The 26,283-nt window shown below is 69.6% G+C and carries 24 protein-coding genes, 1 tRNA gene and 2 pseudogenes; 15 read left to right on the top strand and 12 right to left on the bottom strand.

Going from position 1 to position 26,283, the window contains the following annotated elements; genetic code table 11:
* Window positions 1–166: 166 nt before the first annotated feature.
* The 4 genes from nhaA (at window position 167) to ABD357_RS18005 (ending at window position 3,697) form a co-directional block, all read left to right on the top strand.
* On the top strand, window positions 167–1,570 hold the full coding sequence (nhaA, locus tag ABD357_RS18020) for a Na+/H+ antiporter NhaA (RefSeq protein WP_344391276.1): 1,404 nt from the start codon (window positions 167–169) through the stop codon (window positions 1,568–1,570).
* A 97-nt stretch (window positions 1,571–1,667) separates the two neighbouring features.
* Window positions 1,668–2,156, top strand: coding sequence for a phage holin family protein (locus ABD357_RS18015; protein WP_344391275.1), 489 nt, complete (start codon window positions 1,668–1,670; stop codon window positions 2,154–2,156).
* Complete coding sequence (locus tag ABD357_RS18010; RefSeq protein ID WP_344391274.1) at window positions 2,153–3,118, top strand: alpha/beta fold hydrolase; 966 nt, start codon at window positions 2,153–2,155, stop codon at window positions 3,116–3,118. The genes ABD357_RS18015 and ABD357_RS18010 overlap by 4 nt, the downstream gene beginning before the upstream one ends.
* 399 nt (window positions 3,119–3,517) lie before the next feature.
* Window positions 3,518–3,697 carry a hypothetical protein gene (locus ABD357_RS18005; RefSeq protein ID WP_165340817.1) on the top strand — a complete coding sequence of 60 codons (180 nt, stop codon included), beginning with the start codon at window positions 3,518–3,520 and terminating at the stop codon, window positions 3,695–3,697.
* Between the two features lie 21 nt (window positions 3,698–3,718).
* Here the strand turns inward: ABD357_RS18005 and ABD357_RS18000 are convergent, their stop codons facing one another.
* Genes ABD357_RS18000 through nth form a run of 3 tightly spaced genes read right to left on the bottom strand, consistent with a single transcriptional unit; the run spans window position 3,719 to window position 6,774 of the window.
* Window positions 3,719–4,918: a MarP family serine protease gene (locus ABD357_RS18000; RefSeq protein WP_344391272.1), complete on the bottom strand. Its 1,200-nt coding sequence runs from the start codon at window positions 4,916–4,918 to the stop codon at window positions 3,719–3,721.
* A gap of 13 nt (window positions 4,919–4,931) precedes the next feature.
* Window positions 4,932–5,627: an NUDIX hydrolase gene (locus ABD357_RS17995; protein ID WP_344391271.1), complete on the bottom strand. Its 696-nt coding sequence runs from the start codon at window positions 5,625–5,627 to the stop codon at window positions 4,932–4,934.
* Window positions 5,628–5,679: 52 nt separating this feature from the next.
* A complete protein-coding gene (gene nth / locus ABD357_RS17990) occupies window positions 5,680–6,774 on the bottom strand; it encodes an endonuclease III (RefSeq protein WP_425584908.1) in 1,095 nt (364 codons plus the stop codon).
* A gap of 275 nt (window positions 6,775–7,049) precedes the next feature.
* Here nth and ABD357_RS17985 point away from each other — a divergent pair, with 275 nt between their 5' ends.
* A complete protein-coding gene (locus tag ABD357_RS17985) occupies window positions 7,050–7,724 on the top strand; it encodes a Crp/Fnr family transcriptional regulator (RefSeq protein WP_006382668.1) in 675 nt (224 codons plus the stop codon).
* A gap of 291 nt (window positions 7,725–8,015) precedes the next feature.
* Here ABD357_RS17985 and ABD357_RS17980 read toward each other — a convergent pair whose 3' ends face one another.
* The 4 genes from ABD357_RS17980 to sp36 all read right to left on the bottom strand — a co-directional run bounded on the left by ABD357_RS17980 (window position 8,016) and on the right by sp36 (window position 10,463).
* Window positions 8,016–8,846 carry an MBL fold metallo-hydrolase gene (locus ABD357_RS17980; protein WP_344391270.1) on the bottom strand — a complete coding sequence of 277 codons (831 nt, stop codon included), beginning with the start codon at window positions 8,844–8,846 and terminating at the stop codon, window positions 8,016–8,018.
* Window positions 8,843–9,712, bottom strand: coding sequence for an NUDIX hydrolase (locus ABD357_RS17975; protein WP_344391269.1), 870 nt, complete (start codon window positions 9,710–9,712; stop codon window positions 8,843–8,845). Before ABD357_RS17975 ends, ABD357_RS17980 begins: the two co-directional genes overlap by 4 nt.
* A gap of 128 nt (window positions 9,713–9,840) precedes the next feature.
* On the bottom strand, window positions 9,841–10,308 hold the full coding sequence (locus ABD357_RS17970; RefSeq protein ID WP_344391267.1) for a RidA family protein: 468 nt from the start codon (window positions 10,306–10,308) through the stop codon (window positions 9,841–9,843).
* On the bottom strand, window positions 10,305–10,463 hold the full coding sequence (gene sp36, locus ABD357_RS17965) for a Sp36 family protein (protein WP_344391265.1): 159 nt from the start codon (window positions 10,461–10,463) through the stop codon (window positions 10,305–10,307). Before sp36 ends, ABD357_RS17970 begins: the two co-directional genes overlap by 4 nt.
* 164 nt (window positions 10,464–10,627) lie before the next feature.
* Between sp36 and bagA the strand changes: the two genes are divergently transcribed.
* Window positions 10,628–11,605 (top strand): ATPase BagA, encoded by a 978-nt coding sequence (gene bagA, locus ABD357_RS17960; protein ID WP_344391264.1) that lies wholly within the window; start codon window positions 10,628–10,630, stop codon window positions 11,603–11,605.
* Window positions 11,602–12,906, top strand: coding sequence for an ATPase BagB (bagB, locus tag ABD357_RS17955; protein ID WP_344391262.1), 1,305 nt, complete (start codon window positions 11,602–11,604; stop codon window positions 12,904–12,906). Before bagA ends, bagB begins: the two co-directional genes overlap by 4 nt.
* Window positions 12,907–13,125: 219 nt before the next feature.
* On the opposite strand, the gene wblA is transcribed toward bagB, so the two are convergent.
* Window positions 13,126–13,464: a transcriptional regulator WblA gene (wblA, locus tag ABD357_RS17950; protein ID WP_033321758.1), complete on the bottom strand. Its 339-nt coding sequence runs from the start codon at window positions 13,462–13,464 to the stop codon at window positions 13,126–13,128.
* Between the two features lie 408 nt (window positions 13,465–13,872).
* On the opposite strand from wblA, the gene ABD357_RS17945 reads away from it, so the two are divergent.
* Window positions 13,873–16,137, top strand: coding sequence for a transglycosylase domain-containing protein (locus ABD357_RS17945; protein WP_344391258.1), 2,265 nt, complete (start codon window positions 13,873–13,875; stop codon window positions 16,135–16,137).
* A gap of 116 nt (window positions 16,138–16,253) precedes the next feature.
* Here ABD357_RS17945 and ABD357_RS17940 read toward each other — a convergent pair whose 3' ends face one another.
* Window positions 16,254–16,718, bottom strand: coding sequence for a GatB/YqeY domain-containing protein (locus ABD357_RS17940; RefSeq protein WP_344391256.1), 465 nt, complete (start codon window positions 16,716–16,718; stop codon window positions 16,254–16,256).
* A gap of 119 nt (window positions 16,719–16,837) precedes the next feature.
* On the opposite strand from ABD357_RS17940, the gene ABD357_RS17935 reads away from it, so the two are divergent.
* Window positions 16,838–17,764: a metallophosphoesterase gene (locus ABD357_RS17935; RefSeq protein ID WP_344391254.1), complete on the top strand. Its 927-nt coding sequence runs from the start codon at window positions 16,838–16,840 to the stop codon at window positions 17,762–17,764.
* A gap of 273 nt (window positions 17,765–18,037) precedes the next feature.
* A tRNA-Pro gene (locus tag ABD357_RS17930) sits at window positions 18,038–18,111 on the top strand.
* A 77-nt stretch (window positions 18,112–18,188) separates the two neighbouring features.
* Here ABD357_RS17930 and ABD357_RS17925 read toward each other — a convergent pair.
* The 3 genes and pseudogenes from ABD357_RS17925 to ABD357_RS17915 form a co-directional block, all read right to left on the bottom strand.
* Complete coding sequence (locus ABD357_RS17925) at window positions 18,189–19,193, bottom strand: site-specific integrase (RefSeq protein WP_344391252.1); 1,005 nt, start codon at window positions 19,191–19,193, stop codon at window positions 18,189–18,191.
* A 6-nt stretch (window positions 19,194–19,199) separates the two neighbouring features.
* A pseudogene (locus ABD357_RS17920) lies at window positions 19,200–20,039 on the bottom strand (helix-turn-helix domain-containing protein); the annotation flags it as partial.
* A 320-nt stretch (window positions 20,040–20,359) separates the two neighbouring features.
* Complete coding sequence (locus ABD357_RS17915; RefSeq protein ID WP_344391322.1) at window positions 20,360–20,857, bottom strand: DUF5994 family protein; 498 nt, start codon at window positions 20,855–20,857, stop codon at window positions 20,360–20,362.
* Window positions 20,858–21,129: 272 nt separating this feature from the next.
* Between ABD357_RS17915 and ABD357_RS17910 the strand changes: the two genes are divergently transcribed.
* From ABD357_RS17910 to ABD357_RS17890, 5 genes and pseudogenes are all read left to right on the top strand, one after another.
* Complete coding sequence (locus ABD357_RS17910; protein WP_344391251.1) at window positions 21,130–21,402, top strand: hypothetical protein; 273 nt, start codon at window positions 21,130–21,132, stop codon at window positions 21,400–21,402.
* Between the two features lie 309 nt (window positions 21,403–21,711).
* A complete protein-coding gene (locus ABD357_RS17905; RefSeq protein WP_344391250.1) occupies window positions 21,712–22,323 on the top strand; it encodes a hypothetical protein in 612 nt (203 codons plus the stop codon).
* A gap of 746 nt (window positions 22,324–23,069) precedes the next feature.
* Complete coding sequence (locus ABD357_RS17900; RefSeq protein ID WP_344391249.1) at window positions 23,070–24,164, top strand: ferredoxin reductase; 1,095 nt, start codon at window positions 23,070–23,072, stop codon at window positions 24,162–24,164.
* Window positions 24,165–24,250: 86 nt separating this feature from the next.
* On the top strand, window positions 24,251–25,306 hold the full coding sequence (locus tag ABD357_RS17895; RefSeq protein ID WP_344391246.1) for a fatty acid desaturase family protein: 1,056 nt from the start codon (window positions 24,251–24,253) through the stop codon (window positions 25,304–25,306).
* A 493-nt stretch (window positions 25,307–25,799) separates the two neighbouring features.
* Window positions 25,800–26,059: pseudogene (locus ABD357_RS17890) on the top strand (hypothetical protein).
* Window positions 26,060–26,283: the final 224 nt, after the last annotated feature.

Below are 26,283 nucleotides of genomic sequence, written 5' to 3'. Positions count from 1 at the left end.
GCCTGAGAGCCGTACGTACGACGAGAAGAGCACCCGGCAGCGTGCCGGGTGCTCTTCTTACGTAGGCTGAGGAAAGCGTCAACAACGCTACAAGAAGCCTGAGGTGCGCCGGGAAGTCTGGTCGGCATGTGATCTGTCCTGTCTACCGACCGGAGGTCGAACCCACGTGCCCGCTCCCACCACCGCCACCAACGGCCGCAAGGTCCTCGGACGGCTCTCCCTCCCCGAGCGGAACTTCGTCGCGGAAGCCCTGCGCACCGAGACCCTCGGCGGAGTGCTCCTGCTCCTCGCCGCGATCGCCGCGCTGGTCTGGGCAAACTCCGGCCTCAAGGAGAGTTACGAGTCCGTCCGCGACTTCCACCTCGGGCCCGCCTCGCTCGGACTCGACCTCTCCATCGGGCACTGGGCCGCCGACGGACTGCTCGCGGTCTTCTTCTTCGTCGCGGGTATCGAACTCAAGCGCGAGCTGGTCGCCGGTGATCTCAAGGACCCCAGGGCCGCCGTACTCCCGGTCGTCGCCGCGCTCTGCGGCATGGCCGTGCCCGCGCTCGTCTACGCGCTGGTCAGCGCCACCGGCGGAGGCTCGCTCGCCGGCTGGGCCGTGCCGACCGCGACCGACATCGCCTTCGCGCTCGCCGTCCTCGCCGTCATCGGTACGTCCCTGCCGAACTCCCTGCGTGCCTTCCTGCTCACCCTCGCGGTCGTCGACGACCTCTTCGCGATCCTGATCATCGCGGTGTTCTTCACCGACGACCTGGACTTCGCGGCCCTCGGCGGGGCCGTCGTCGGCCTCGCCGTCTTCTGGCTGCTGCTCAGGAAGGGCGTACGCGGTTGGTATGTGTACGTCCCGCTCGCCCTGGTCATCTGGGGGCTGATGTACAACAGCGGCATCCACGCCACCATCGCCGGTGTCGCGATGGGCCTGATGCTGCGCTGCACCAGGCATGAGGACGAGGCGCACTCCCCCGGCGAGCACATCGAGCATCTCGTACGCCCCTTGTCGGCGGGTCTCGCCGTGCCGTTGTTCGCGCTGTTCAGCGCGGGGGTCGCGGTGTCGGGCGACGCGATCGAAGAGGTGTTCACGCGCCCGGAGACGCTGGGTGTCGTGCTCGGGCTGGTCGTCGGCAAGGCGGTCGGCATCTTCGGCGGTACGTGGCTGACGGCCCGCTTCACCAGGGCGGAGCTCTCCGAGGAACTGGCCTGGCCGGACGTCTTCGCGGTGGCCTCCCTCGCGGGCATCGGCTTCACCGTCTCGCTGCTCATCGGAGAGCTCGCCTTCGAGGGCGACCAAGTACTCACCGACGAGGTCAAGGCCGCCGTCCTGATGGGCTCGCTGATCGCGGCCGTCCTGGCGGGAACACTGCTGAAGATACGGAACGTCAAGTACCGCAAGCTCTGCGAGGCCGAGGAGCTGGACGAGGACCTCGACGGCATCCCCGACATCTACGAGCAGGACAACCCGGAGTACCACCTGCGGATGGCCGACATCTACGAGCGGAAGGCCGCCGAACATCGCAGGCTTGCCGAAGTCACAGCCGGGGCAAGCGAGGAGAACGACGGTCCGGCATGATCTGACGCACACGCAAAACGCCCCAAGTGCCGAAGAGCGCGAGAGCCCAGGGGCCGAGACGCCCAAGAGAACGTCCCAAGAGAACAGGGAGAACGCGATGAGCGCACCCGACGGCAGCCCGGTCGGCGCCGAACGCAGCATCGGCCAGCTGTTCGCCTCGGCGACGACCGAGATGTCCGCGCTGGTGCACGACGAGATCGCTCTGGCGAAGGCCCAGCTCAAGCGCGACGTCAAACGCGGTGCGGTGGGCGGTGGCGCGTTCGCGGCGGCCGGGGCGGTGCTGATCTTCTCCCTGCCGATGCTGAGCTTCGCGCTGGCGTACGGGATCCGCACCTGGAGCGACTGGAACCTCGCGGTCTGCTTCCTGCTGTCGTTCGCCGCGAACGTGCTGGTCGCGGGCGTGCTCGCACTGATCGGCGTCGTCTTCGCGAAGAAGGCGAAGAAGGGCAAGGGCCCGCAGAAGACCGCAGCATCGGTCAAGGAGACGGCGTCCGTCCTGCAGAACGCGAAGCCGCACCCCCGTCCGGTGAACGAGGCCGACCGGGTCGGTGAAGGCGTCAAAGCTGTGGCACGCTCATCCTCATGACGGGCTCCTCCATCCCTGCGGGGCAATCACCCTCGACGCCATCCACCTCGGTCGTACGGCTCGACGTGCCCGGCGGGAAAGAGGTACGTCACCGGGACGTCGCCGCCAACGGCGCGCGTTTCCACATCGCCGAGCTGGGCGACGGGCCACTGGTCCTGATGCTGCACGGCTTCCCGCAGTTCTGGTGGACCTGGCGCCATCAGTTGGTCGCGCTCGCCGACGCGGGCTTCCGTGCGGTCGCGATGGACCTGCGCGGCGTCGGCGGCAGCGACCGTACGCCCCGCGGCTACGACCCTGCGAACCTCGCACTGGACATCACCGGGGTCGTACGGTCCCTCGGTGAGCCCGACGCGGCCCTGGTCGGCCATGACCTCGGCGGCTATCTGGCGTGGACGGCGGCCGTGATGCGCCCCAAGCTGGTGCGCCGGCTCGCGGTCGCCTCGATGCCGCATCCCCGGCGCTGGCGCTCGGCGATGCTCTCGGACATGAAGCAGACCAGGGCGGGCTCGTACATCTGGGGCTTTCAGCGGCCCTGGATCCCGGAGCGCCAACTCGTCGCCGACGAGGGCGCCTTGGTGGGCCGTCTCGTACGGGAGTGGTCCGGGCCGCGGCTTCCGGACGACGAGGCCGTGGAGATGTACCAGCAGGCGATGCGCATCCCGTCGACGGCGCACTGCTCGGTCGAGCCGTACCGCTGGATGGTGCGCTCGCTGGCGCGGCCGGACGGCATCCAGTTCAACCGCCGGATGAAGCGGCCGGTGCGCGTGCCGACGCTGCACCTGCACGGCTCGCTCGATCCGGTGATGCGCACGCGCAGCGCGGCGGGCTCCGCAGTGTACGTAGAAGCTCCGTACCGTTGGCGGCTGTTCGACGGGCTGGGGCACTTTCCGCACGAGGAGGACCCGGTGGCGTTCTCCACGGAACTCATCAACTGGCTCAACGACCCCGAGCCGGATCGCTGAGCGCTCGGCTTGGACACGGGAGGCTGCGGGTCCGTCGTGGCCGGTTGCTCCCCACTCTCGGCTCCTCCCCCACTCTCGGCTTCGCTCGAGCGGGGGGGGACCCCCATGAGCGGGGGAGGACCTCCACGAGCGGGGGACCTCCATCGCGGCGGAGCCGCAAATTGACACAGCCCCGCGCCCCTTGGGGGCCTGCGGCGCCATTGGGGCGCAGTACCGCACCGGACTTCGGCAAGTCCGCCTCGAGCCGGACCGCTGAGACCCCACGGACCCGCCTCGAGCAGGACTGCCGAGGCCCCCCACGGGAACGCTTGTCCTACGAACGGCCAATGCCTGGCGCATAGGCCAATTGGGGGCCAGGTGGGCGGTTATCGACCTTGGGGCAGGGGCAGACGTCGGGGTATGGGCTGGACGCACGACTACAGTGACGCAGCACGCAACCGCCGCTCGGCCAGTGGTCTGAGCTCCCACCAGAGGGGCGCCCCGCAGATGCAGGGCACGGACCCCCGGCTGGGTATCCCGCACATTCTCAGGCGCCGGGCCCGCTGGGTCTCGGCGCGCCTGCGCCATCCTCGCGGCTGACTCCACTCGCGACACACCCGGTCACAGCGCGCAGCTGTCGCTGTCCACCTGCCGGACTGCGGTACGGCCCTCGGCGATGTCCTCCTGGACCTCGTCCGCGGTGAGCGCGTACCCCGTCTCCGGGTCGTCGAGGGACTTCGCGAAGACCACTCCGTACACCTTGCCGTCCGGGGTGAGCAGCGGGCCGCCGGAGTTGCCCTGGCGCACGGTCGCGTAGAGCGAGTAGACGTCGCGGCGCACGGTGCCCCGGTGGTAGATGTCGGGGCCGTTGGCCGTGATGCGGCCGCGTACGCGCGCGGAGCCGACGGTGTACGAGCCGTTCTCCGGGAAGCCCGCGACGATCGCGCTGTCGCCGCTCGCCGCGTCCTGGGACGTGAACTGGAGGGCGGGCGCGCGCAGATCGGGCACGTCGAGTACGGCGATGTCGCGCTCCCAGTCGTAGAGCACCACCTTCCCGGCGTACCGCTTGCCTTCGCCGCCTATCTGGACGTACGGATCGTCGACGCCACCCACCACGTGCGCGTTCGTCATCACGCGGCGCTGGTCGTAGACGAATCCGGTGCCTTCGAGGACTTTGCCGCAGCTCTGGGCGGTGCCGGTGACCTTGACGATGGAACGCTGGGCGCGGGTGGCGACCGCACTCTTGGCGAGGGCCGGGTCGGGGGCCTGCACTTCGTTGATGGGCTCGTTCGAGAACGGGCTGAAGACCTGCGGGAAGCCGTTCTGCGCGAGGACCGAGGAGAAGTCGGCGAACCAGGTGCCGGCCTGTGCGGGCAGCGCCCGCGACACGCCGAGCAGGACCTTGGAGTTACGGACCTCCTTGCCGAGCGTCGGCAGTGTCGTACCGGCGAGGGCCGAGCCGATGAGCCAGGCGACCAGCAGCATCGCCACCACGTTGACGAGGGCGCCGCCAGTGGCGTCCAGGGCGCGGGCCGGGGACCAAGTGATGTACCGGCGCAGCTTGTTGCCCAGGTGGGTGGTGAGGGCCTGGCCGACGGATGCGCAGACGATCACGACGACCACCGCGACAACGGCGGCCGTGGTGCCCACCTCGGCGTCATCGGTCAGGGCGTCCCAGATGACGGGCAGCAGGTAGACGGCGACGAGACCGCCGCCCAGGAAGCCGATCACCGACAGGATGCCGACGACGAACCCCTGGCGATAGCCCACGATCGCGAACCACACGGCGGCGACCAGCAGCAAGATGTCCAGCACGTTCACGAAGGCCACCCTGTCATGCGCGCCAGTCCAGCGGGACCTGCCTGTCGCGGTCCCAAGGTCGTTCCCAGCCCGAGTAGTGCAGGAGGCGGTCGATGATGCCGGCCGTGAAGCCCCAGACGAGGGCTGATTCGACCAGGAATGCCGGGCCTGCGTGGCCGCGCGGGTGGATGGCCATGGCCCGGTTGGCCGGGTCCGTGAGATCCGCCACGGGGACCGTGAAGACCCGGGCCGTCTCGTTCGGATCGACGACGCCCACCGGGGTCGGCTCGCGCCACCAGCCCAGCACCGGGGTGACCACGAAGCCGCTCACCGGGATGTAGAGCGCGGGCAGTACGCCGAAGAGCTGGACGCCGCGCGGGTCGAGCCCGGTCTCCTCCTCGGCCTCGCGGAGAGCGGCCCGGAGCGGCCCGTCGGCCTTCGGGTCGCCGTCCTCGGGGTCGAGGGCGCCACCGGGGAACGACGGCTGCCCCGCATGCGATCTGAGCGAATGAGCCCGCTCCATGAGCAGCAGCTCTGGGCCGCGCTCCCCCTCGCCGAAAAGGATCAGCACGGCGGACTGGCGGCCCGCGCCGTTCGCGGGCGGCAGGAAGCGGCTCAGCTGGAGCGGCTCCACCGTCTCGACGGCGTGCACCACCGGGTCCAGCCAGCCGGGCAGGCCCTCCTTGCTCAGGTTCAATCGGCCGCCCCGCATATCACTCGCGTGCGTCATCGACACCCCCGTTCTGCTGATCTCAACGCCCGTGGCCCGCCTGATCGTTCCGTCATCCCGAATCCGCTGTGGACCCGCTCGGCACGGGCGCTCCCAGCGGCGGCGCGGGGAGGCCGCCCGCGTCGAGGTATGCCTGCGGTGGCTTGAGGCGCTGGCCCGGGAAGCCGCCCTTCTCGTACTTCAGGAGCTTCCTTGCTTTCTCCGGATCCGTCTCGCCCTCTCCGTACGCCGGGCAGAGGGGGGCGATGGGGCAGGCGCCGCAGGCGGGTTTGCGGGCGTGGCAGATACGGCGGCCGTGCCAGATCACGTGGTGGGAGAGGTCCGTCCAGTCGCTCTTGGGGAAGAGTGCGCCGATGGCCGCCTCGATCTTGTCCGGCTCCTTCTCGTCGGTCCACTGCCAGCGGCGGACGAGCCGCTGGAAGTGGGTGTCCACGGTGATTCCGGGGCGCCCGAAGGCGTTGCCGAGCACCACGAAGGCGGTCTTGCGGCCCACTCCGGGGAGCTTGACGAGGTCCTCCAGGAGTCCGGGGACCTCGCCCCCGAAGTCGTCCCTCAGGACCTTGGAGAGCCCTATCACCGACTTGGTCTTGGCCCGGAAGAACCCGCACGGCCGCAGGATCTCCTCGACCTCCTCGGGGTTCGCGGCGGCCAGGTCCTCCGGGGTGGGGTACTTGGCGAAGAGCGTCGGCGTCGTCTGGTTCACCCGCAGGTCGGTCGTCTGGGCCGAGAGCACGGTGGCGAGCACGAGCTGGAAGGGGTTCTCGAAGTCCAGCTCCGGGTGGGCGTACGGGTAGATCTCGGCGAGCTCGCGGTTGATACGGCGCGCGCGGCGGACCAGAGCAGTGCGGGATTCGTTACGGGCAGGAGTGACGGCGGGTGCTTCGGTGGGAGCGGCCTTCTTGGCGGTGCTCTTCACAGGGGCGGCCTTCTTTGCAGCGGCTGCCTTCTTGGTGGCGGCAGCCTTCTTGGCAGGGGCCTTGGTCGCCGCCCGGGCGGCTTTCTCGGCGGATGCGGCCTTCTTCGCCGTAGCTGAATCCCTGTTCGTCGCAGCCGTCGCCTTCTTCGCCACCCCCGACGTCCGCTCGGCCGGTGCCGGATGTGCCGCCTTTGCCGTTTTCTTCGTCCCGTCGGGGCTCTGTTCGCCCACAGCGGAATCGCGACGTACTACCACCCGTCCAGCCCCCTTGGCCTGTGCTCTCACCGGCAATTTGGACACCCGGCCAGCCTAAAGCCCACCGCTGACATCCGCCCCGGCCCTCCGTGATCGGCCACCAATTGGCCCCCTGCCGCACTGTCCGGGACGTGCGTGCGGCAGACTTGTGACTGATCACACTGTTTGGACCGTCCGGCAATATGGGGAACACCGTCCCCTGGTACACGGGGGAGCAAGATCCCCTGAGCAGGTCGACAAGGAGAGAACTCGTGGACGACGTTCTGCGGCGCGCCCCGCTCTTCGCGGCGCTCGATGACGAGCAGGCCGCGGAGCTCCGCGCCTCCATGAGTGAGGTGACCCTCGCGCGCGGCGACGCGCTCTTCCACGAGGGTGACCCGGGTGACCGCCTTTACGTGGTCACCGAAGGCAAGGTCAAGCTCCACCGCACGTCCCCCGACGGCCGCGAGAACATGCTCGCCGTCCTCGGCCCCGGCGAGCTCATCGGCGAGCTGTCGCTGTTCGACCCCGGTCCGCGTACGGCGACCGCCACAGCGCTGACCGAGGTCAAGCTGCTGGGCCTGGGCCACGGCGACCTCCAGCCCTGGCTGAACGCGCGGCCCGAGGTGGCCGCCGCCCTGCTGCGCGCCGTCGCGCGGCGCCTGCGCAAGACGAACGACCAGATGTCCGACCTGGTCTTCTCGGACGTTCCCGGCCGTGTTGCGCGTGCGCTGCTCGACCTCTCACGCCGCTTCGGCGTGCAGTCCGAAGAGGGCATCCATGTGGTGCACGACCTCACGCAGGAGGAGCTCGCCCAGCTGGTCGGCGCCTCCCGTGAGACGGTCAACAAGGCGCTCGCCGACTTCGCCGGTCGTGGGTGGCTCCGTCTGGAGGCGCGTGCGGTGATCCTGCTGGACGTGGAGCGGCTGGCCAAGCGGTCGCGCTGACGCTGGGTCTTGGCCGTACGTCGAGGGGTCCCGCCTTTGGAGGGCGGGACCCTTTTGTTGTCCCCCGCGGGGGCGTGCCGGGATGTTTCTCGCCCCCGCCGCCCCTACCCGTCCCATCCCCTGGGGCTGCGCCCCAGTTCCCCGCCAGGGGGTGGGGGGACAGTCGTGTCGCGGCTGCGGGTCCGTTGTGGCTCGGCGCGCAGTTCCCCGCGCCCCTGAAGGGGCGCACCCCAGTCGGTCACGTGCGGAAGGGGACGGGGCTCGGGTGACCGTCCGCAGCGGCAGGCGGGCCTAGATCAGGCCGTGCTCCCGCAGATAGTCCAGCTGTGCCCGTACCGACAGCTCTGCCGCCGGCCACAGGGAGCGGTCCACGTCGGCGTAGACGTGGGCCACGACCTCGCTCGGGGTGCGGTAGCCGTCCTCGACCGCTGTCTCGATCTGGGCGAGGCGGTGGGCGCGGTGGGCGAGGTAGTACTCGACGGCGCCCTGGGCGTCGTCCAGGACGGGGCCGTGGCCCGGCAGCACCGTGTGTACGCCGTCGTCGACCGTCAGGGACCTCAGTCGCCGCAGGGTGTCCAGATAGTCGCCGAGGCGGCCGTCGGGGTGGGCGACGACCGTGGTGCCCCGGCCCAGGATCGTGTCGCCGGTCAGGACGGCCCGGTCGGCGGGCAGATGGAAGCACAGCGAGTCGGCGGTGTGGCCGGGGGTCGGTACGACGCGCAGCTCCAGGCCACCCGTCCTGACCACGTCTCCGGCCACCAGGCCCTCGTCGCCGAGCCGCAGCGCGGGGTCGAGCGCCCGCACCTTCGTGCCGGTCAGCTCCGCGAACCGCGTGGCCCCCTCGGCATGGTCGGGGTGCCCGTGCGTCAGCAGGGTCAGCGCGACCCGCTTGCCCGCCTTCTCGGCGGTGTCCACGACGTTGCGCAGGTGTACGTCGTCCAGGGGCCCCGGGTCGATCACCACCGCGAGCTCGGAGTCCGGCTCGGAGAGGATCCATGTGTTCGTCCCGTCGAGCGTCATCGGGGACGCGTTGGGGGCGAGGACGTTGATCGCACGCGCGGTGGCGGGGCCGTCGAGAACCCCGCCCCGCGGCTGGCCGGGTAGGGCTGCTGCGTCCGTCATGCCGGGGCTCCACCGGTCGGGATGTGCTTGGTGAACTCGTCGTGTCCCGGCCAGGACAGCACCAGCTCGCCGTCCTCCAGGCGGGCCTGGGCCAGGACGGGGGCCAGGTCGCGCCCGGGTGCGGCGGCGAGGGCCGCGGCGGCGGTGGCGTACGAGCGGAGCTGGCGCAGGGTCGCGATCGTGGGCGGCATCATCAGGAGGTCGCCCTTGTCGTACGCGTCCGCCGCCTCCCCGGGGCGGATCCAGACGGTGCTGTCGGCCTCCGTGGAGGCGTTGCGGGTGCGCTGGCCCTCCGGGAGGGCGGCCACGAAGAACCACGTGTCGTAGCGGCGCGGTTCGAACTCGGGGGTGATCCAGCGCGTCCACGCCCCCAGGAGGTCGGATCGCAGCACGAGCCCCCTGCGGTCCAGGAACTCGGCGAAGGAGACGTCTCGGGCGACCAGGGCCTCACGGTCCGCCTCCCAGTCGTCTCCCGTGGTGTCACCGACCACGGAGTCCGGCGTGGGGCCGGCGAGCAGCACGCCGGCCTCCTCGTACGTCTCGCGCACCGCAGCGCAGACGATCGCCTGGGCGGAGGTCTCGTCGACGCCCAGCCGGGACGCCCACCACGCGCGCGTGGGGCCCGTCCAGCGGATCTGCCGGTCGTCGTCCCTGGGGTCCACGCCGCCTCCGGGATACGCGTACGCGCCTCCGGCGAAGGCCATGGAGGTGCGTCTGCGCAGCATGTGCACGGCGGGGGCGCCATCGGTGTCCTTGAGCAGCATGACGGTGGCCGCCCGCTTGGGGACGACCGGTGTGAGCCTGCCCTCCGTGAGCGCACGGATACGGTCCGGCCACTCCGGTGGATACCACTGCCCATTCGCCATGCGCGGAGGCTATCCCGTGGAGAGCTGATGTTCGAGAGGCAACAATCGGCTGCTCCGGGGGCCGCCCGGAGGAACCAATGCCTCTGGGGAGCCCGATCGTGGACCGACCGGCTCCCCAGAGGGCCCGCTCACGCCTCCGTCAGCTCCACCTGGATCTCGACCTCTACCGGCGAGTCCAGCGGCAGCACCGCCACCCCGACCGCGCTCCGCGCGTGCACGCCCTTGTCACCCAGGACCGCGCCCAGCAGCTCGCTCGCGCCGTTCACGACGGCGGGCTGGCCCGTGAAGTCGGCGGCCGAGGCCACGAAGCCGACGACCTTCACCACGCGCGCGACACGGTCGAGGTCACGTGCGACCGACTTGACCGCCGCCAGGGCGTTCAGCGCGCAGGTGGCGGCCAGCTCCTTGGCCACCTCCGGCGTGACTTCCGCACCCACCTTGCCGGTGGCCGCAAGCTTGCCGTCCACCATGGGGAGCTGGCCGGAGGTGTAGACGTACACCCCGGTCTGCACGGCAGGCTGGTACGCGGCCAGCGGCGGCACCACCTCGGGCAGGGTCAGCCCGAGTTCGGCCAGCTTTGACTCGACGGCGCTCATGCCTGCTTCTCGCGCTTCAGGTAGGCCACCAGTTGCTCGGGGTTCGGCCCGGGCACCACCTGGACGAGCTCCCAGCCGTCCTCGCCCCAGGTGTCCAGAATCTGCTTCGTGGCGTGGACGAGCAGCGGCACAGTCACGTATTCCCACTTGGTCATGTGGCCGACTGTATCCGCTGCCACGTACGGCCTTCCGCGCGCCTGGCAGCCTGCCTCCCGCACGCCTGGGCACCCAGCTCCCCCGCACGTTCTCCACAGCCTCCGCCACCCGTTGTCCACAGCCACCTGCGTAGCCCGGCCGCCGACTGGTTAGGCTCGAAGATGTGAGCAGGCTCCAGGTCGTCAGCGGCAAGGGCGGTACCGGCAAGACGACGGTCGCCGCAGCCCTCGCGCTCGCCCTCGCCACGGAGGGCAAGCGCACCCTCCTGGTCGAGGTCGAGGGCAGGCAGGGCATCGCGCAACTCTTCGAGACGGAGGCGCTGCCCTATGAGGAGCGGAAGATCGCCGTCGCACCCGGGGGCGGGGAGGTGTTCGCCCTCGCCATAGACCCCGAGCTGGCACTTCTCGACTACCTCCAGATGTTCTACAAACTGGGGGGCGCCGGACGGGCCCTGAAGAAGCTCGGCGCCATCGACTTCGCGACGACTATCGCGCCCGGCCTCAGGGACGTACTCCTCACCGGGAAGGCGTGTGAGGCGGTCCGCAGGAAGGACAAGACCGGGCGGTTCGTGTACGACTACGTCATCATGGACGCCCCGCCGACGGGCCGCATCACCCGCTTCCTGAACGTGAACGACGAGGTGGCCGGCCTCGCCAAGATGGGCCCGATACACAATCAGGCCCAGGCCGTCATGCGGGTCCTCAAGTCGCGTGAGACGGCCGTGCACTTGGTGGCCCTCCTGGAGGAGATGCCCGTCCAGGAGACCGTCGACGGCATCTCCGAGCTGCGTGCCGCGAAGCTGCCGGTGGGCCGGATCATCGTGAACATGGTGCGGCCCACGATCCTCGACGAGGCCGACCTGGAGCTCACCCGCGAGGCGCCGCGTGCGGCCATCGCCAAGTCGCTCTCCGCGGCCGGACTCGGCGGCGCACGCCGCGGTGGGGTCGCCGAGCGGCTCGTGGAGCCGCTGCTCACCCAGGCGGACGAGTACGCCGAGCGGTACGCACTGGAGCGCGAGCAGCGGGCCGCACTCCAGGAGCTGGGCCTCCCACTGCACGAACTCCCGCTGCTCGCCGAGGGACTGGACCTCGCGGGCCTGTACGAACTCGCCACCGAACTGCGCCGGCAGGGGATCTCATGAGCTTGGACCCGGTCCGCGTCCTGGACGTCGACACGCTGCTCGACGACCCGAAGACCCGCATCGTGGTCTGCTGCGGGGCGGGCGGCGTCGGCAAGACCACCACGGCTGCGGCCCTCGGGCTGCGTGCCGCCGAGCGCGGCCGGAAGGTGGTCGTCCTCACCATCGACCCGGCGCGCAGGCTCGCCCAGTCGATGGGCATCGACGCGCTCGACAACACCCCGCGCCGGGTGAAGGGCATCGACGACTCCGCGGACGGCGAACTGCACGCGATGATGCTCGACATGAAGCGCACCTTCGACGAGATCGTCGAGGCGCACGCGGACCCGGAGCGGGCCGCCGCGATCCTGGGCAACCCCTTCTACCAGTCGCTCTCGGCGGGCTTCGCGGGCACGCAGGAGTACATGGCGATGGAGAAGCTGGGCCAGCTGAGGGCCCGCGACGAATGGGACCTGATCGTCGTCGACACCCCTCCCTCGCGCTCGGCGCTCGACTTCCTGGACGCCCCGAAACGGCTCGGGTCCTTCCTGGACGGCAGGCTGATCCGGCTGCTGACGGCGCCGGCGAAGCTGGGCGGCCGGGCCGGGATGAAGTTCCTGAACGTCGGGATGTCGATGATGACCGGCACCCTGGGCAAGCTGCTCGGCGGCCAGCTCCTCAAGGACGTCCAGACGTTCGTGGCCGCGATGGACACCACCTTCGGTGGTTTCCGTACCCGCGCGGACGCCACGTACAAGCTCCTCCAGGCGCCCGGCACGGCCTTCCTGGTGGTGGCGGCCCCGGAGCGCGACGCGCTGCGCGAGGCCGCGTACTTCGTGGAACGGCTGGCCGCAGAGGACATGCCGCTCGCCGGTCTGGTGCTGAACCGGGTCCACGGCAGCGGCGCCACCCAGCTGTCCGCCGAGCGGGCGCTCGCCGCCGCGGAAAATCTTGCGGAAGCCCGCATTGTCGATCAGGAGGGTGGGAAAGCTGGAGTTCGTAACTCTCCCGACACGTATGGCAGTTCAGAATCTCCCGCTTCCGCCGTTCCCGAGGCTCCCGCACCCGACGCAGGCTCCCCCGCCGCGGACCGGATCGACGCCGAAGGAGCAGGGACGGCCCGACCCGTCGGGCAACTCACCGCGGGCCTGCTGAGGCTGCACGCCGAGCGCATGCGGCTGCTCTTCCGCGAGCAGCGCACGCGTGACCGCTTCACCGCGCTCCACCCCGAGGTGGCGGTGGCAGAAGTGGCCGCGCTGCCCGGCGATGTGCACGACCTCGCAGGGCTGCGGGACATCGGGGACCGGCTCGCGGCCGGTGCCTGAGCGCCCCGCTGGAGGTGCGGTTCGAAACTGCGGGCCGCCTGTGGCCAGTCGCTCCCGCGTGGCGGAACCACGTATGTCACAGCCCCGCGCCCCTTACGGGGCGCGGTACAGCACCGGACCTCGCGGGCCCTGGCTGCAGACAGCGTTATATACGGCCGTACAGCAGTCGTATACGGCTTTGTACGGTGCGTCTGCGCGGTATGCGACCGCGGCGAGCGGTCAGCCCACCGCCGCGTAGTGCTCGTACACCTCTTCCTCGTCGAGGGGCAGAATGCCCGCCCCCCGCTCGTACTCCGTACGCGCTGTCTCGAGCAGCCTGCGCCAGGAGGTGACGGTTGGCCGCCTACGCAGCAGTGCGCGGCGCTCCCGCTCCGTCATGCCTCCCCACACGCCGAACTCGACGCGGTTGTCCAGCGCATCGGCAAGACATTCCGTACGCACCGGACACCCGGTGCATACCGCCTTGGCCCTGTTCTGCGCTGCTCCTTGAACGAACAGTTCGTCCGGATCGGTAGTGCGACAGGCCGCCTGCGCACTCCAGTCGGTTACCCAGCCCATACCGGCGCCGTCCTCTCCCGAATCGAGGCTCCCCCACGGCGGCAGCGGCATATTCACCGCCGCCAGTTGAGGACGTTACGGAAGGTGGGCACAGTCAACCAGCCCCTGCGGGCCCAATCTTGAATGGCCCGAATGGACTATGGGTACGCGGCAGATCACCCAACGGAGTGACCTGACGGCATACGTAACCTTCCTGGCAAACCAGGACAGTTGAGCTGCGTCACAACGGACGCCAAGTGACACATGAGGCGGATTCGGGCACGAGCCCAACAAAAAAGTTGGGAATCGACTGGAACGATTCGGGGTCGCCAGCCGTATTGATACGTAGCCCTGCTGCTGTGACAGTTGTGAGCAGCTTAGGCCAAGGCCTATACGCGTGTCCGGCGAATGAGAACGTAGGCTGCCCTCATGCCAAACAAGCGCTCGGGTGGCGGCCTGTCTCCGATTCAGCAGGCCGCCAAGTTCCTAGGTGTCAGCGTGCTCGCGGGAGCCGTCGCGGCGGGCATCGCCCTGCCCGCGGCCGGTGCGCTGGGGCTGGCGGCCAAGGGCTCGGTCGAGGGATTCGACGAGATCCCCGCCAACCTCAAGCGTCCGCCGCTGAGTCAGCGCACCACGATCCTGGACAACCAGGGTGGGCGGATCGCCACGGTCTACTCGCGCGACCGCACCGTGGTCGAGCTCAAGGACATCTCGCCGTACATGCAACAGGCGATCGTCGCGATCGAGGACTCCCGCTTCTACAAGCACGGCGCGGTGGACCTCAAGGGCATCCTGCGCGCGCTCAACCGGAACGCGCAGAGCGGCGAAGTGTCCCAGGGCGCGTCCACGCTGACGCAGCAGTACGTGAAGAACGTCTTCGTGGAGGAGGCCGGCGACGACCCGACGCTTGTCGCCCAGGCCACGCAGCAGACCCTCGGCCGCAAGGTCAAGGAACTGAAGCACGCGATTCAGGTCGAGGAAGAGCTCGGCAAGAAGAAGATCCTCGAGAACTACCTGAACATCACGTTCTTCGGCCAGCAAGCCTACGGCGTCGAGGCCGCGGCCCAGCGCTACTTCTCCACGTCCGCGAAGGACCTGAAGCTGGAGCAGGCCGCGCTGCTCGCCGGCGTCGTCCAGTCACCGACCCGCTACGACCCGGTCAACGACGAGCAAGAGGCGATACAACGGCGCAATGTGGTCCTCCAGCGCATGGCCGACCTCGGCAACGTCTCCCAGGCGGAGGCCGACGAGGCCAAGGAGAAGCCGCTCGGCCTGAAGGTCAGCAAGCCGAACAACGGCTGTATCACCGCGGTCAAGGGCGCGAGCTTCTTCTGTGACTACGTCCGCGAACTGGTGCTGAACGACAAGGTCTTCGGCAAGACCAAGAAGGCCCGCGCGAAGGTCTGGAACCAGGGCGGCCTGACGATCCGTACGACGCTCGACCCGCAGGCCCAGGAATCGGTGCAGGCCTCGATCAAGAGCCATGTCAGGAAGTCGGACAAGGTCGCCACGGCAGCCACGCTGGTCGAACCGGGCACCGGCAAGATCCTCGGCATGGGCCAGTCGAAGCCGTACGGCTACGGCAAGAACGAGACCGAGATCAACTACTCGGTCGAGCAGGGCAGGGGCGGCTCGAACTTCGGCTTCCCGACCGGTTCGACCTTCAAGCCGTTCCTGGCCGCCGCAGCCCTCGAGGAGGGCACCCCTCCGATCCAGGAGTATCCGGCGCCGTACGAAATGTCGTATCCGGACAGGGTGGAGACGTGTGACTCGAGTCCGTGGCGGAACACGGACGGCGTCAAGGTGGAGAACGAGGACGAGTCCGAGGTCGGCCCGTACCGCCTGAAGGAGGCGATGGAGAAATCCGTCAACACCTACTTCGTGCAGATGCTCGAGGACATCGGCATGTGTCCGGTGTCCAAGGTCCTCGACAAGATGGGCGTGGTGCAGGGCAACGGCAAGAAGCTGCCCATCGTGCCGTCCTCCCTCACCCTCGGCTCCACCGGCATCTCGCCGCTGACGATGGCGAACGCGTACGCGACCTTCGCCAACCGCGGTACGTACTGCACGCCGATCGCCATCGAGTCGATCAACCGGAGGATAGGCGGCGAGACCAAGTCGCTTCAGGTGCCGAAGTCGACCTGCAGCCGGGCGATGTCCGAGACCACCGCGGACACCATCAACACGCTGCTGAGCGGCGTGGTCGACTCCGGTACGGGACAGCAGGCCGGCCTCACCGACCGTGCCAACGCGGGTAAGACGGGTACGACCGACGAGCGCAGGAACGCCTGGTTCGTCGGCTACACGCCGAACATGTCCGGCGCCGTCTGGGTCGGCAGCGCCACCCAGGCCGTCAAGATGTCGAACATCACGATCGGCGGCGTCTGGCACGACAAGGTCTACGGCGGCAGGGTGCCCGGCCCGATCTGGAAGGACGCCATGACCGGCGCCCTCGAGGGCAAGGAATCCCCGGGCTTCAACCTGGTCAACATCCCCGACCCGCCCAAGGAGGACAAGGGCCGCCCGGACGACGACGACAACGACGACCCCGGCAACGGCAACGGCAACGGCAACGGTGGGAACGGGGACGGCGGCATCGGTGACATCCCCGACCCGTCCTTCTCGATCCCGGAGGAGTGGACGATCGGCGGGAACGGGAACGGCGGGAACGGGAACGGCGGTCGGTTCCCGTAAGACACCAGGCAGTTGATGCGATACGACGGTGGGGGCGCCCCTTGCAGGAAGGGGCGCCCCCACCGTCGTATGCACGTATGCACGTATCCGCGTGTGGCTGTGCGGGCCTTCAGCTCTCAGCCCGCGAGCAGCTTCTTGACCGCGGCGGCGACGCGGCCGCCCTCGGCCTGGCCCGCCACCTTCGGGTTCACGATCTTCATGACCTGACCCATGGCACGCGGGCCCTCCGCGCCGGCTGCCTTCGCCTCTTCGACCGCCTGGGCGACGATCTCCTGGAGCTCGTCGTCGGACAGCTGCTTGGGCAGGTAGTCGGCGAGGACCTCGCCCTCCGCCTTCTCCCGCTCGGCCGACTCGGCGCGACCACCCTGCGCGAAGGCTTCGGCCGCCTCACGGCGCTTCTTCGCCTCCTTGGCGATCACCTTCTGCACCTCCTCGTCGGAGAGCTCGCGCTTCTCCTTGCCCGCGACCTCCTCCTTCGTGATCGCGGCGAGGGTCAGCCGGAGCGTCGAGGAGCGGAGCTCGTCGCGCTCCTTGATCGCGGCATTGAGGTCTTCCTGCAGCTTCGACTTGAGCTTGGTCATGGGGTCGATTGTCGCAGGTGTGGTGCGACAGCGGCCTGTTGATTTCCCGCGGCACGCCTTCGGTTCCATGCGAAGGCCGCGTGGCTTCGACCGTGCGCGCCGTCTGACACGATGGGCGCATGCGCGCGCGATACGGAGTACCCCTGGGAATCACGGCGGCCGGCGCCGCCGGTCTGCTCTACTCGGTGGGTTTCGAGGCCCGGTCCTTCCGCCTGCGGCGGGTGACGGTGCCCGTGCTGCCACCGGGCATGCGCCCGCTCCGCGTCCTCCAGGTCTCCGACATCCACATGGTGAGCGGCCAGCGCAAGAAGCAGCGCTGGCTGCGCTCCCTGGCCGGGCTGCGCCCCGACTTCGTCGTCAACACCGGCGACAACCTGTCCGACACCGAGGGCGTGCCGGAGGTGCTGGACGCACTGGGTCCGCTGATGGAGTTCCCGGGCGCGTACGTCTTCGGCTCGAACGACTACTACGGGCCCAAACCCCGCAACCCTGCCCGGTACTTGCTGGAGAAGGCGCAGGGGCGGCACGGATTGAACGGCAACCCGCCCGTAGTAGGCGCCATCCACAACCCGTGGGAGGACATGCGCGACGGCTTCGACGCGGCAGGCTGGCTGAACCTGACGAACGTCCGGGGTTCGCTGAAGATCGACGGCCTGGAGATCGAGCTGACCGGCCTCGACGACCCGCACATCAAACGCGACCGGTACGCGCGCGTGGCCGGCGGCCCCTCCGACTCGGCCGACTTCTCGATGGGCATCGCCCATGCCCCGTACCTGCGCGTCCTGGACGCCTTCACCGCGGACGGCTACCCCCTGATCCTGGCCGGCCACACGCACGGCGGCCAGGTCTGCCTCCCCTTCTACGGTGCCTTCGTCACCAACTGCGACCTGGACACGGACCGGGTGAAGGGCCTGTCCACGCATACGTCCGCCGGGCGGACGGCGTACCTGCACGTCTCGGCGGGCTGCGGCACGAATCGCTATACGCCGGTACGGTTCGCCTGCCCGCCGGAGGCTACGTTGCTGACGCTTACAGGGCGGGATTGAAGCGCTCTCCCGGCCCGAAGCCGGAAGATTCCCGGAACCAGCTCCTCCACACGGCACCCCCCTCGGAGCCAGCCCCTCCGCACGGCGCTCCCTGGAACCAGCTTCTCCACGCGGCGCTCCCTGGCGGCAGCACTGGACTGGCTCCTGCCGACCCGCCCGGGCCCGCACCGCGGACCCCCGAAAAACCGGATTTCGCCTCCAGCCACCGGTGGGCTAAAGTAAACGACGTCGCCACGACACAGCCCACTTGAAGTGGCCTGCTCAAAGCGACATCGGGGTGTAGCGCAGCTTGGCAGCGCGCTTCGTTCGGGACGAAGAGGTCGTGGGTTCAAATCCCGCCACCCCGACAGCCAAATAGCAGTTCAGAGGGCCCTTACCGAATCGGTGAGGGCCCTCTGGCGTTGCTGCGTGTCTATCTGCGTGACTACCGCTCCGGATCCCGTTTGAAGATGCCGTCCATGACCACGGCGCCGGTCTGGATCACGGGCCGGATCTGCTTTCGATACACCTCCTCGGTCACGGCCGTGCCGGAGTGGCCGACGAGCCGGGAGATCTCCTCCAGCGGGACGCCACGGTCGGAGAGCAGGGACACGAAGCTGTGCCGGAGCTCCCTGGGCGTCCACTCGTCGGCGTTGATCCCCTCGGCATCCTTGAGCGCCTGGCGGAAGGCCCGCCGGACGTTGGTCGCGTCGAGCGGCTTGCCCACGGCCGACGAGAAGACCAGCCCGTGTTCCTCCCACTTGTCGCCAGCGGCGAGCCGATCCCAGCCCTGGTCTTCGAACTGCTGCCAGAGGACCTCTACGCAGCGCGCCGGCAGAGCGAGCGTGCGCCGGGACTTCCGGGTCTTGGTGTCCCCACCGCGCCGGACCGAGCGCCACACCGCGATGTGCGGAAGCTGCGGCGGGTCGGCGTCCGGCTGGCCCTTCAGGAAGACGTGGTCCCAGGTGAGGGCTCGCAGTTCCTCTGTGCGGGCACCGGTCAGCAGGGCTACGACGATGTACGCGTGCATCGAGGTCCCCTCGGCCGCCTTGAGCACCGCCTCGGCCTGGGCGAAGGTGAGCGCCTTGGAGGGGCGACCCGTCTGTCCCTGCGGCACGGAGCACAGCTCCACCACGTTGCGCTTGACCTTGTCCCGCGCCATGGCCCGTTTGACCGAGCGGTTCAGGCAGGAGTGGATCGCCTGGAGGGTACGCGTGCTGAGCGTCTTGGCCTTGGCCGCGAGCCAGCGGTCCACGTCTTCCGCACTCAGATCCCGAAGCTTTCGGGCGCCGAGAGCCGGGATCACGTGGTTCCGGCTCAGGATCGTACAGTTCTCAACCGTGCCGAGGTCGCGTCCCGCAAGGCCGTACGTAAGCCAGTCGTTCACGGCGTCGGCGCCTGTGTAGCCCGTCGGAGCGATCGCGAGACCGTCCTCATAGTCCCGCAGCACCTCTTAGACGGACTTGCCCGACTCCGTGGCGCCGAGCGTGAGCCCGTGCGGGACGCTGCGGTAGTCGCGGTAGTGCACCGAACCGTCCTCCCGCAGCGCGACCGAGATGCGCATCGGAGCGCGGTCGACCTTGGGCATCTGCACCCTCTTCAGGACGTCGTAGCCGGTCATCCTCAACTCAACGACGCCGGAGCGCAGTTCACGGGAGGTCACGCCGTACATCCCGAAGGAGTGACGCAACCGGTCCGTGGCGGCCGAGACGTCGAACGCGTCCTGTCCGGGACGCAGCTTGATCCTCAGGACCAGGCCGGTCCGGGTGGGTCGCAGCCGCAGGATGCGCGGCACACGGGAGTCCGGCGCGGGCCGGTCGGCCACCCGGGCGAGAGCCAGCCGCCAGCGGGAGGGAGGGACGGTCAGCCCGCAGGCGTCCATCACGGAGGACCGCTGCCAGCGCTTGTAATCCGACCGCTTCCGACGCCGCACCCCCGGCTCCACCAGCCCATGCCGCACCAGGATCCGATACACCGTCATCCGCGACGGCACCGGCGCCACCGACCCGGCCCGCTCCAGCACATGAGCGATCCGCCGCGGCCCCCACCGGGGATGCCTGCGCCGCAGCTCAGACACCGCCGCCTCCACCTTCGCAGAAGCCTGATGCGGACACGAGACCGGCCTACGCGACCGGTCCACCAGCCCCGCCAGCCCCGCCAGCCCCGAAGCCTCATACCGGGACTTCCACCCGCTCACCGTCTGCCTCGACACCCCCAGCGACGCGGCGACCTCCGTCACCGTCGCACCCGCCAACACCGCAAGCACAGCCCGGTATCTCTGCTCGACAAACGACAACTCCACCAGCGCCAATCCCGGCCTCCCCACACGCACCGCAACGACGCGCACAGAAAAGCCGAACACAGCCACTGTCAACCATCAGCTGGGACCGAAGTGTCAAGCATCTCCCGGGACCGGACACCCCTACATCAGCGACTGAGTTACAACTTTCTCTACGGGTTCAAGGCGGCTCGCTCCGCTCACCGCGCGGCCCGGCCCCCGGCCGGGCCTGCGCTCCTGTCTCCGCCCCGCTCCAGCCCGGCCGGCGCCCATGCCGCGCGCACAGCAATCAGCCACCTGACGCCAGAGAAGAGGTACGTCGTGGCTGGGGCGGTCGGCTACGGGGCTTCCGTGGCGATCGGGGGGACTCGACCGGTACCGGTGTCGATGAGGATCTGCGCCGCCTGCGTGAGGTTGTCGGCGCAGACGGCCCTCGCCATCGCGTCGCGCGCCGCGTCGGGTGTCGCGTGCGGCGGTACCACAAGCAGGGAGAAGAGATCTCGATCGCCCCGGCTGACGAGGACGGTGTCGTCACCGACCGAAGACGAATCGATGTGCACGACGCGGTCGTCGATGATCAACCGCGTCGGCAGTTCTTCCCAGGCGCTGGAGTCCAGGCCGACGCGCGTGACAGGCCCGAGGTGTTCGGTCAGCGCGGCGATCAGGCCGGGAAGCTCGGCGCCGATGTCGCGGGACCGTGGCCACCACGCACCGTCGAGGATTCCCGCGCGGTCGTGTGTCGTTTGCAGCCGCAGGATGGCTGTTCCGGGCCGGACGGCCTGGTGGATCGCGTCCGGCAGGAGCTTCGCCTCACGTGACGGGTCGGGGTCGAGCATCGTCATCGCCTGTCTGCGGGTTCGGCGGCTCGCCGACCGCCTGGGGCGATGTCGGCGTCACCGCCGGGGAAGCAGAGACACTTCCTGGGTCCACGATACTCCGCACCGGCCACGACGCGGCTCGCCCAGACGCTGCCGCCCAATGCTCCGGCACCCGAGGAAACCGCTGGTCAACGCAGGTCTCGGGGCCTGGCCCGGAGTACAGTGAACACCAGGAGTTCCTCGTACCCCAGCTGACTTTTCGTCGGTGCTCGGCACGAGTGGCGGCAATCATGGCAACACTGCACGAGCGGAAGCACTACCGCGAAGCGATCATGAAAACCCTGTACGAGGCCACGGAAGGCAATCGCCTCCTTGGCGTCACTGGGGCGAAGCTGCGTGACGACCTGGGGATCCCCGAGCAGGATCTGGCCGCGGCATGCACATATTTGGTGGGCGAAGGGCTTATCACGGCCGACTGGACCCGGGGAAACGCACCCGCGATGGTCACGCTGACGCATCAGGGGATTCGGCTCATGGAGGCCGACGAGGAGGAGCGCGACTGACGCGACAGGGCCACTTCAGGACACCGGAGCCAGGGGCCGTATTGCCCGAAACCGCCTGTACCAGAATGGCGTTTCGGTCATACGATGACAAGTGGGTCGGCGCACTCTCACGTGCAATGGCCCGGAAGGGCGGCCCCGGTGTGTATACGCCGGGGCCGTTGCACAACCGGTGGCGCGCAGGCAGGGCGTCACACCCCTGATCCCGACACTCGGTCGACCCCCTGTCCCGACGCCCGGTTTACCTCGTCGGCTCCTGCTGTCACCATGCCGAATCCGGGGATGTTCGTCCCACGGCCGGGAGAGGCTCGTATGACAGACGTGTACTTGCGCAGACTGTCCCGTTGGCAGGCCGAGCAGCAGCGGGACGTCGTCGCGGACGTCCACGTCACGGCGTACCGCGGTGCCGCGGGTGCCGAATACCGTGACCGCCAGAGCTTTCTGAATCGGTTCGAGCAGCATGTGCAGCGCACCGACTTCGACATGGTGGTCGCCGACGCGGCGGGCTTGGCCGGCTGCGCCTACGGGTTCCGCGTGGCTCGTACCGGCGAGTGGTGGTCTGGCTTCCGGGACGAGCTGCCGACGGAGATCGAGGAACTCACGGCCTCGGGCCGGACCTTCCTGCTGGCCGAACTGATGGTGCTGCCGTCCCAGCGGCGCCGCGGCATCGCGACCCGCCTCGGCGAGCGGTTGCTGGCCCGCCGCGACGCCGATCTGGTCGTCGCGGCCGTGGACCGGCCCGGCGAAGGCGGCCGGAAGACCGCGGCGGAGGAGACCTTGCACGCCTGGGGATGGTCGAAACTCGGCGAACTCGGCCCTCGAGTTGCTTCAGACGTTGGTTCCAGTTCGGATGGCGGTGCGGGTGCTGGTGCCGACCGGGAGACGGCTGCCCGGGAGGTGTGGATCCGCAGGCCGCTGCGCTGATCCCGCAGCGGCCCGGGAGGCGAGGCCCCACCCAGCAGCACTCCTCACCGAGGCGAGCGGTCGGTGTCCGTACGACTTGCTCGGCCGGCGCCTCGGCCAGGGCTGGGCGGACGGAATCGCCCGCGCCTCGGGTTCGATGTCGAGTGGCCGCCGGGCCGCCGCGGAGAGCGCGGTAAGTCCGCGCGGGGCACACCCCCGTGCATACCACGGCGACCGGCGACGTCACCGACGCCCGAAGCGGGGAAGAGGTGTGGGAAACGGACGGCGGGACCTGGGCACCACCGCCACACTCCCGCCACTGAGCCCGACGGGGCCCTTGCCCTCGGGCCGAGGAAGTTGAGGACCACGGAGACCGCTCACCATGGCGGTGATCCTCGCTATGATCACGCCCCGGTCGCCCTGCCGGAATCGCCCTGATCCGCCGGCTCAGTACTGGCATGACGCACGGATCGCGGACCTTGGCCGCAACGACGCCATGCCGGGGATCGGACACCGGAACCGCAGGCACCGCCGACTGGCCGGCGGTCGGACATGCCGGGGACGAGGGCTTGGCAATCCGTGGCCGGGATGCGCATCGCGTTGCATGCGTGTCCACACCGGCGCCGCGAGGTCGTCGTCAGTGCGGGGGGTCTGCCGCCGGCTCGCGCCAGGGTCATGCCCGTCAGGGACGGAGCAACCCGGCTTGCCGGTCGTCCACGGCTGCGTGAGCGTAGGTGGTCGGAGAGTGACGAGGAACGGAGAGGCGAATGGTCGGTGTGCTCCGGCACCTGGCGCGACCCCTCTGGCAGGGCGCCGGGCGGCTGACCACCCCGTTGCTGCCTGACGACTTTCTGGCCGTCGTCGACCCCCTGTGGTCGGCCAGGTGGCCGGCGGGCCGGGTGGAGCTGGTACGGGCGGAGACGGCGGACGCGACGACGCTCGTGGTGCGGGCGGGGCGCGGCTGGTCGGGGCATCGCGCGGCCGGGCAGTACGTGCCGGTGGGAGTGCGCATCGACGGCGCACTGCACTGGCGGACGTACTCGATCACGACCCCGCCGGACGGCTCCGGGCGTTTCGCCATCACCGTACGGGCAGTCCCGGACGGGCGAGTGTCCCCTCACCTGGCCCGCCGGGTCCGGCTCGGGGAGAGACTGCGCCTCGGTCCTGTCCAGGGGGACTTCGTGCTGCCCGGCCCGCCGCCTCCGCGCCTGCTGTTCCTGACCGGCGGTATCGGCATCACTCCCGTGGTGGCCATGCTGCGCGCGCTCGCCAAGCGCACGGGCCGCCGTCCGGACACCGTGCTGGTGCACAGCGCGCCGGACGCCGACCGGGTCGTCTTCGGAGGTGAGCTGCGTGCGATGGCCACCTGCGAAAGCTGGTTGACGCTGCACGAACACCACACCCGCCAAGAAGGGCGGCTGGATCGGGTACGCCTGGGCGCTCTGTGCCCTGACTGGGAGAAGCGCGAGTGCTGGGCCTGCGGGCCGGAAGGTCTGCTCGCGTTCGCCGAGCGGGCCTGGTGCGACGCGGATGCCCGGCACCGGCTGCACCTGGAACGGTTCCGGCCGCCGTCACCGGCCGTGCCCGGCAGGGGAACGGGCGGGCACGGCGGGCGGGTGCGCTTCACCCGCAGCGGTGTCGAGGCAGACGCCGACCCGGCCACGTCCCTGCTGAATGTCGGTGAGGCGGCGGGTGTCGTCATGCCCAGCGGCTGCCGTATGGGCATCTGCCGCAGCTGCCTCAGCCCGCTGTCCGCCGGCCGGGTCCGCGACCTGCGGACCGGCGACGTACACGGCGAGCCGGGCGATGTGATCCAGACCTGCGTGTCGGCCGCCTGCGGCCCCGTGCACCTCGACCTGTAGAGACCACCCGCGTACATCGACCTGTAGAGACCATCTGTCGAGCCTCGATGCCTGTCGGGCCTCGAGCCTTTGGGAAGGGAGAACCAGTGGCCGCTGCGCTTGCTCTTGCGCCGCCCGAAGCCGACGCCTTCGGGCGGGAACTGGACCGCATTCGCGCCGACGTGCTCGCCGAGCGCGGCGCCGAGGACGCCCGCTACATCCGTACCCTCATCACCGTGCACCGCGCCCTGGAGGCCGGCGGCCGGGCCTCACTGGCGGTTTCCCTGCTGCCGCCCGCCTGGCTGGCCGGGACGGCGATGCTCACCACCGCCAAGGTCCTGGAGAACATGGAGCTCGGCCATAACATCCTGCACGGCCAGTGGGACTGGATGCGGGATCCGGCCATCCACTCCACCACCTGGGAATGGGACTTCCCCACCCCGGCGGCCGCCTGGAAGCACACCCACAACGACCTGCACCACGCCTGGACCAACGTGGTGGGCCGCGACCGCGACCTTGGCTACGTGGCCATGCGGATGAGCCAGGACCAGCCCTGGCACCCCGTCCATCTCCTCCAGCCCTTCTACGGCGGGCCGCTGCTGGCCCCGGTCTTCGAGTGGGCCATCGCCCTGTACGACCTGGAGCCCGAGGCCGTCGTCCAGGGTCGTAAGTCCGTGCGCGCGTTCCTGGGCGACCTCGCCGGGATGGCCCGCAAGGCCGCGCGGCAATTCACCAAGGACTACGTCCTCTTCCCGCTGCTGGCCGGCCCGTCCGCCCTGCCCTGCCTGCTCGGCAACCTCACCGCCAACACCGCCCGCAACATCTGGGCGCACACCGTGATCTTCTGCGGCCACTTCCCCGCCGGCGCGGAATCCTTCACCGAGGACGAGATCGAGGGCGAGTCGCGCGGCGAGTGGTACGTACGGCAGGCACTCGGCTCGGCGAACATCGACGGCGGCCCTCTCCTGCACGTCCTCACCGGCAACCTCAGCCACCAGATCGAGCACCATCTCTTCCCCGACCTGCCGAGCAACCGCTACGCCCAGATCGCTCCCCAGGTGCGCAAGCTGTGCGAGAAGTACGGCATCCCTTACACCACCGGCCCGCTGCTGCGCCAATACGCCTCCACCTGGGCCCGCATCTGGCGCATGGCGCCCCCGTAACACCCCCGTACCAGCCGGTTCGCCGACGCACGGGGCCGTGGCCCGCACCGAGGCCCGCGGCCTGTCGAACCGGCGCTGGGCGGTCACCTGTCACGACTCCGCGAGCCCTTGTAATCCATTGGTTGTGCATTCGAGGCCCGCACGGCTGTCGCCATCAACATGGTTGTTGAGACCGGCCTGACCTGCGGCTCCCTCGCATACGCCGCCCTGTACACGGGCTGTGCCACAGGGGCCGCGTGGACGTTGCAACCGCCCTCGGCCCCACACCCGGGCCTTGCCCAACCTCGGTCCCTGCGACGTTACTCCGCGTGCCGGCGAGCGTCGGTCCCCCTGGGTATCACCGTGACGCCAGTGCCCGGTTCGGTGGGCCGGGACCACAGGACCGGGCATACGCTGCAGGAGGGGGCGTACGTGAAAAGCGCTGCGCTTCGACGCCAGACGTCTGAAGCGGCACTCGTTCATCCTCAGCGCGCCGCCCTGCAGGAGGTACGCCATGAATCACGAGCCCTTGCCCTCCGCGGACCGCGCCGAGGTCCGTATCATCGCGGCGACTCCGGAGGCCGCTCGTCACGTCGCCGAAGTGCCCGCCGCTGCTTCTCCTCGACCGAGCGGCGCAGCCACCCCGCTGGCGGCGAGGGCGCAACCCGTCTGCATCTCACCGTCGACACGACGCACGCCGCGGAGCCTGCACGGTCCTGGTCGGCGACCAGCCAGTCGTCCTTCGAGGACCACCAATATTCGGACGAAGTGTGACAGGACAGTGAAGGCCGCAGAAACCCAGTCCCACATCCGCGCCCGCACCGCCAGCCCCCACCCGGAGAACAACAGCCATGGCGACACTGCGTGAACGCAAGACCTACCGGAAGAGGGTCATGAATTCGGCTCTGTTCCGTAGTCGGTGGTGACGGTGCGTTCTCCTCATTGCAGGAGGATGCGGTGACGGAGGAGGTCGAATCCTGCTCGGCCGTGCATTTGCC

Source organism: Streptomyces vastus, assembly GCF_039532825.1.
Taxonomy (GTDB): Bacteria; Actinomycetota; Actinomycetes; order Streptomycetales; family Streptomycetaceae; genus Streptomyces; species Streptomyces vastus.
Note: the sequence above shows the minus strand (reverse complement) of the source record. Positions and strands in the feature narration are given on the sequence as shown.

Coding starts and splice junctions, on each gene's coding strand:
- ABD357_RS18015 (WP_344391275.1), top strand. CDS start 1,668: ATGAGCGCACCCGACGGCAGCCCGGTCGGCGCCGAACGCAGCATCGGC.
- ABD357_RS18010 (WP_344391274.1), top strand. CDS start 2,153: ATGACGGGCTCCTCCATCCCTGCGGGGCAATCACCCTCGACGCCATCC.
- ABD357_RS18005 (WP_165340817.1), top strand. CDS start 3,518: ATGGGCTGGACGCACGACTACAGTGACGCAGCACGCAACCGCCGCTCG.
- ABD357_RS17995 (WP_344391271.1), bottom strand. CDS start 5,627: ATGACGCACGCGAGTGATATGCGGGGCGGCCGATTGAACCTGAGCAAG.
- ABD357_RS17980 (WP_344391270.1), bottom strand. CDS start 8,846: ATGACGGACGCAGCAGCCCTACCCGGCCAGCCGCGGGGCGGGGTTCTC.
- ABD357_RS17975 (WP_344391269.1), bottom strand. CDS start 9,712: ATGGCGAATGGGCAGTGGTATCCACCGGAGTGGCCGGACCGTATCCGT.
- ABD357_RS17970 (WP_344391267.1), bottom strand. CDS start 10,308: ATGAGCGCCGTCGAGTCAAAGCTGGCCGAACTCGGGCTGACCCTGCCC.
- sp36 (WP_344391265.1), bottom strand. CDS start 10,463: ATGACCAAGTGGGAATACGTGACTGTGCCGCTGCTCGTCCACGCCACG.
- bagB (WP_344391262.1), top strand. CDS start 11,602: ATGAGCTTGGACCCGGTCCGCGTCCTGGACGTCGACACGCTGCTCGAC.
- wblA (WP_033321758.1), bottom strand. CDS start 13,464: ATGGGCTGGGTAACCGACTGGAGTGCGCAGGCGGCCTGTCGCACTACC.
- ABD357_RS17945 (WP_344391258.1), top strand. CDS start 13,873: ATGCCAAACAAGCGCTCGGGTGGCGGCCTGTCTCCGATTCAGCAGGCC.
- ABD357_RS17940 (WP_344391256.1), bottom strand. CDS start 16,718: ATGACCAAGCTCAAGTCGAAGCTGCAGGAAGACCTCAATGCCGCGATC.
- ABD357_RS17935 (WP_344391254.1), top strand. CDS start 16,838: ATGCGCGCGCGATACGGAGTACCCCTGGGAATCACGGCGGCCGGCGCC.
- ABD357_RS17915 (WP_344391322.1), bottom strand. CDS start 20,857: ATGCTCGACCCCGACCCGTCACGTGAGGCGAAGCTCCTGCCGGACGCG.
- ABD357_RS17910 (WP_344391251.1), top strand. CDS start 21,130: ATGGCAACACTGCACGAGCGGAAGCACTACCGCGAAGCGATCATGAAA.
- ABD357_RS17905 (WP_344391250.1), top strand. CDS start 21,712: ATGACAGACGTGTACTTGCGCAGACTGTCCCGTTGGCAGGCCGAGCAG.
- ABD357_RS17900 (WP_344391249.1), top strand. CDS start 23,070: ATGGTCGGTGTGCTCCGGCACCTGGCGCGACCCCTCTGGCAGGGCGCC.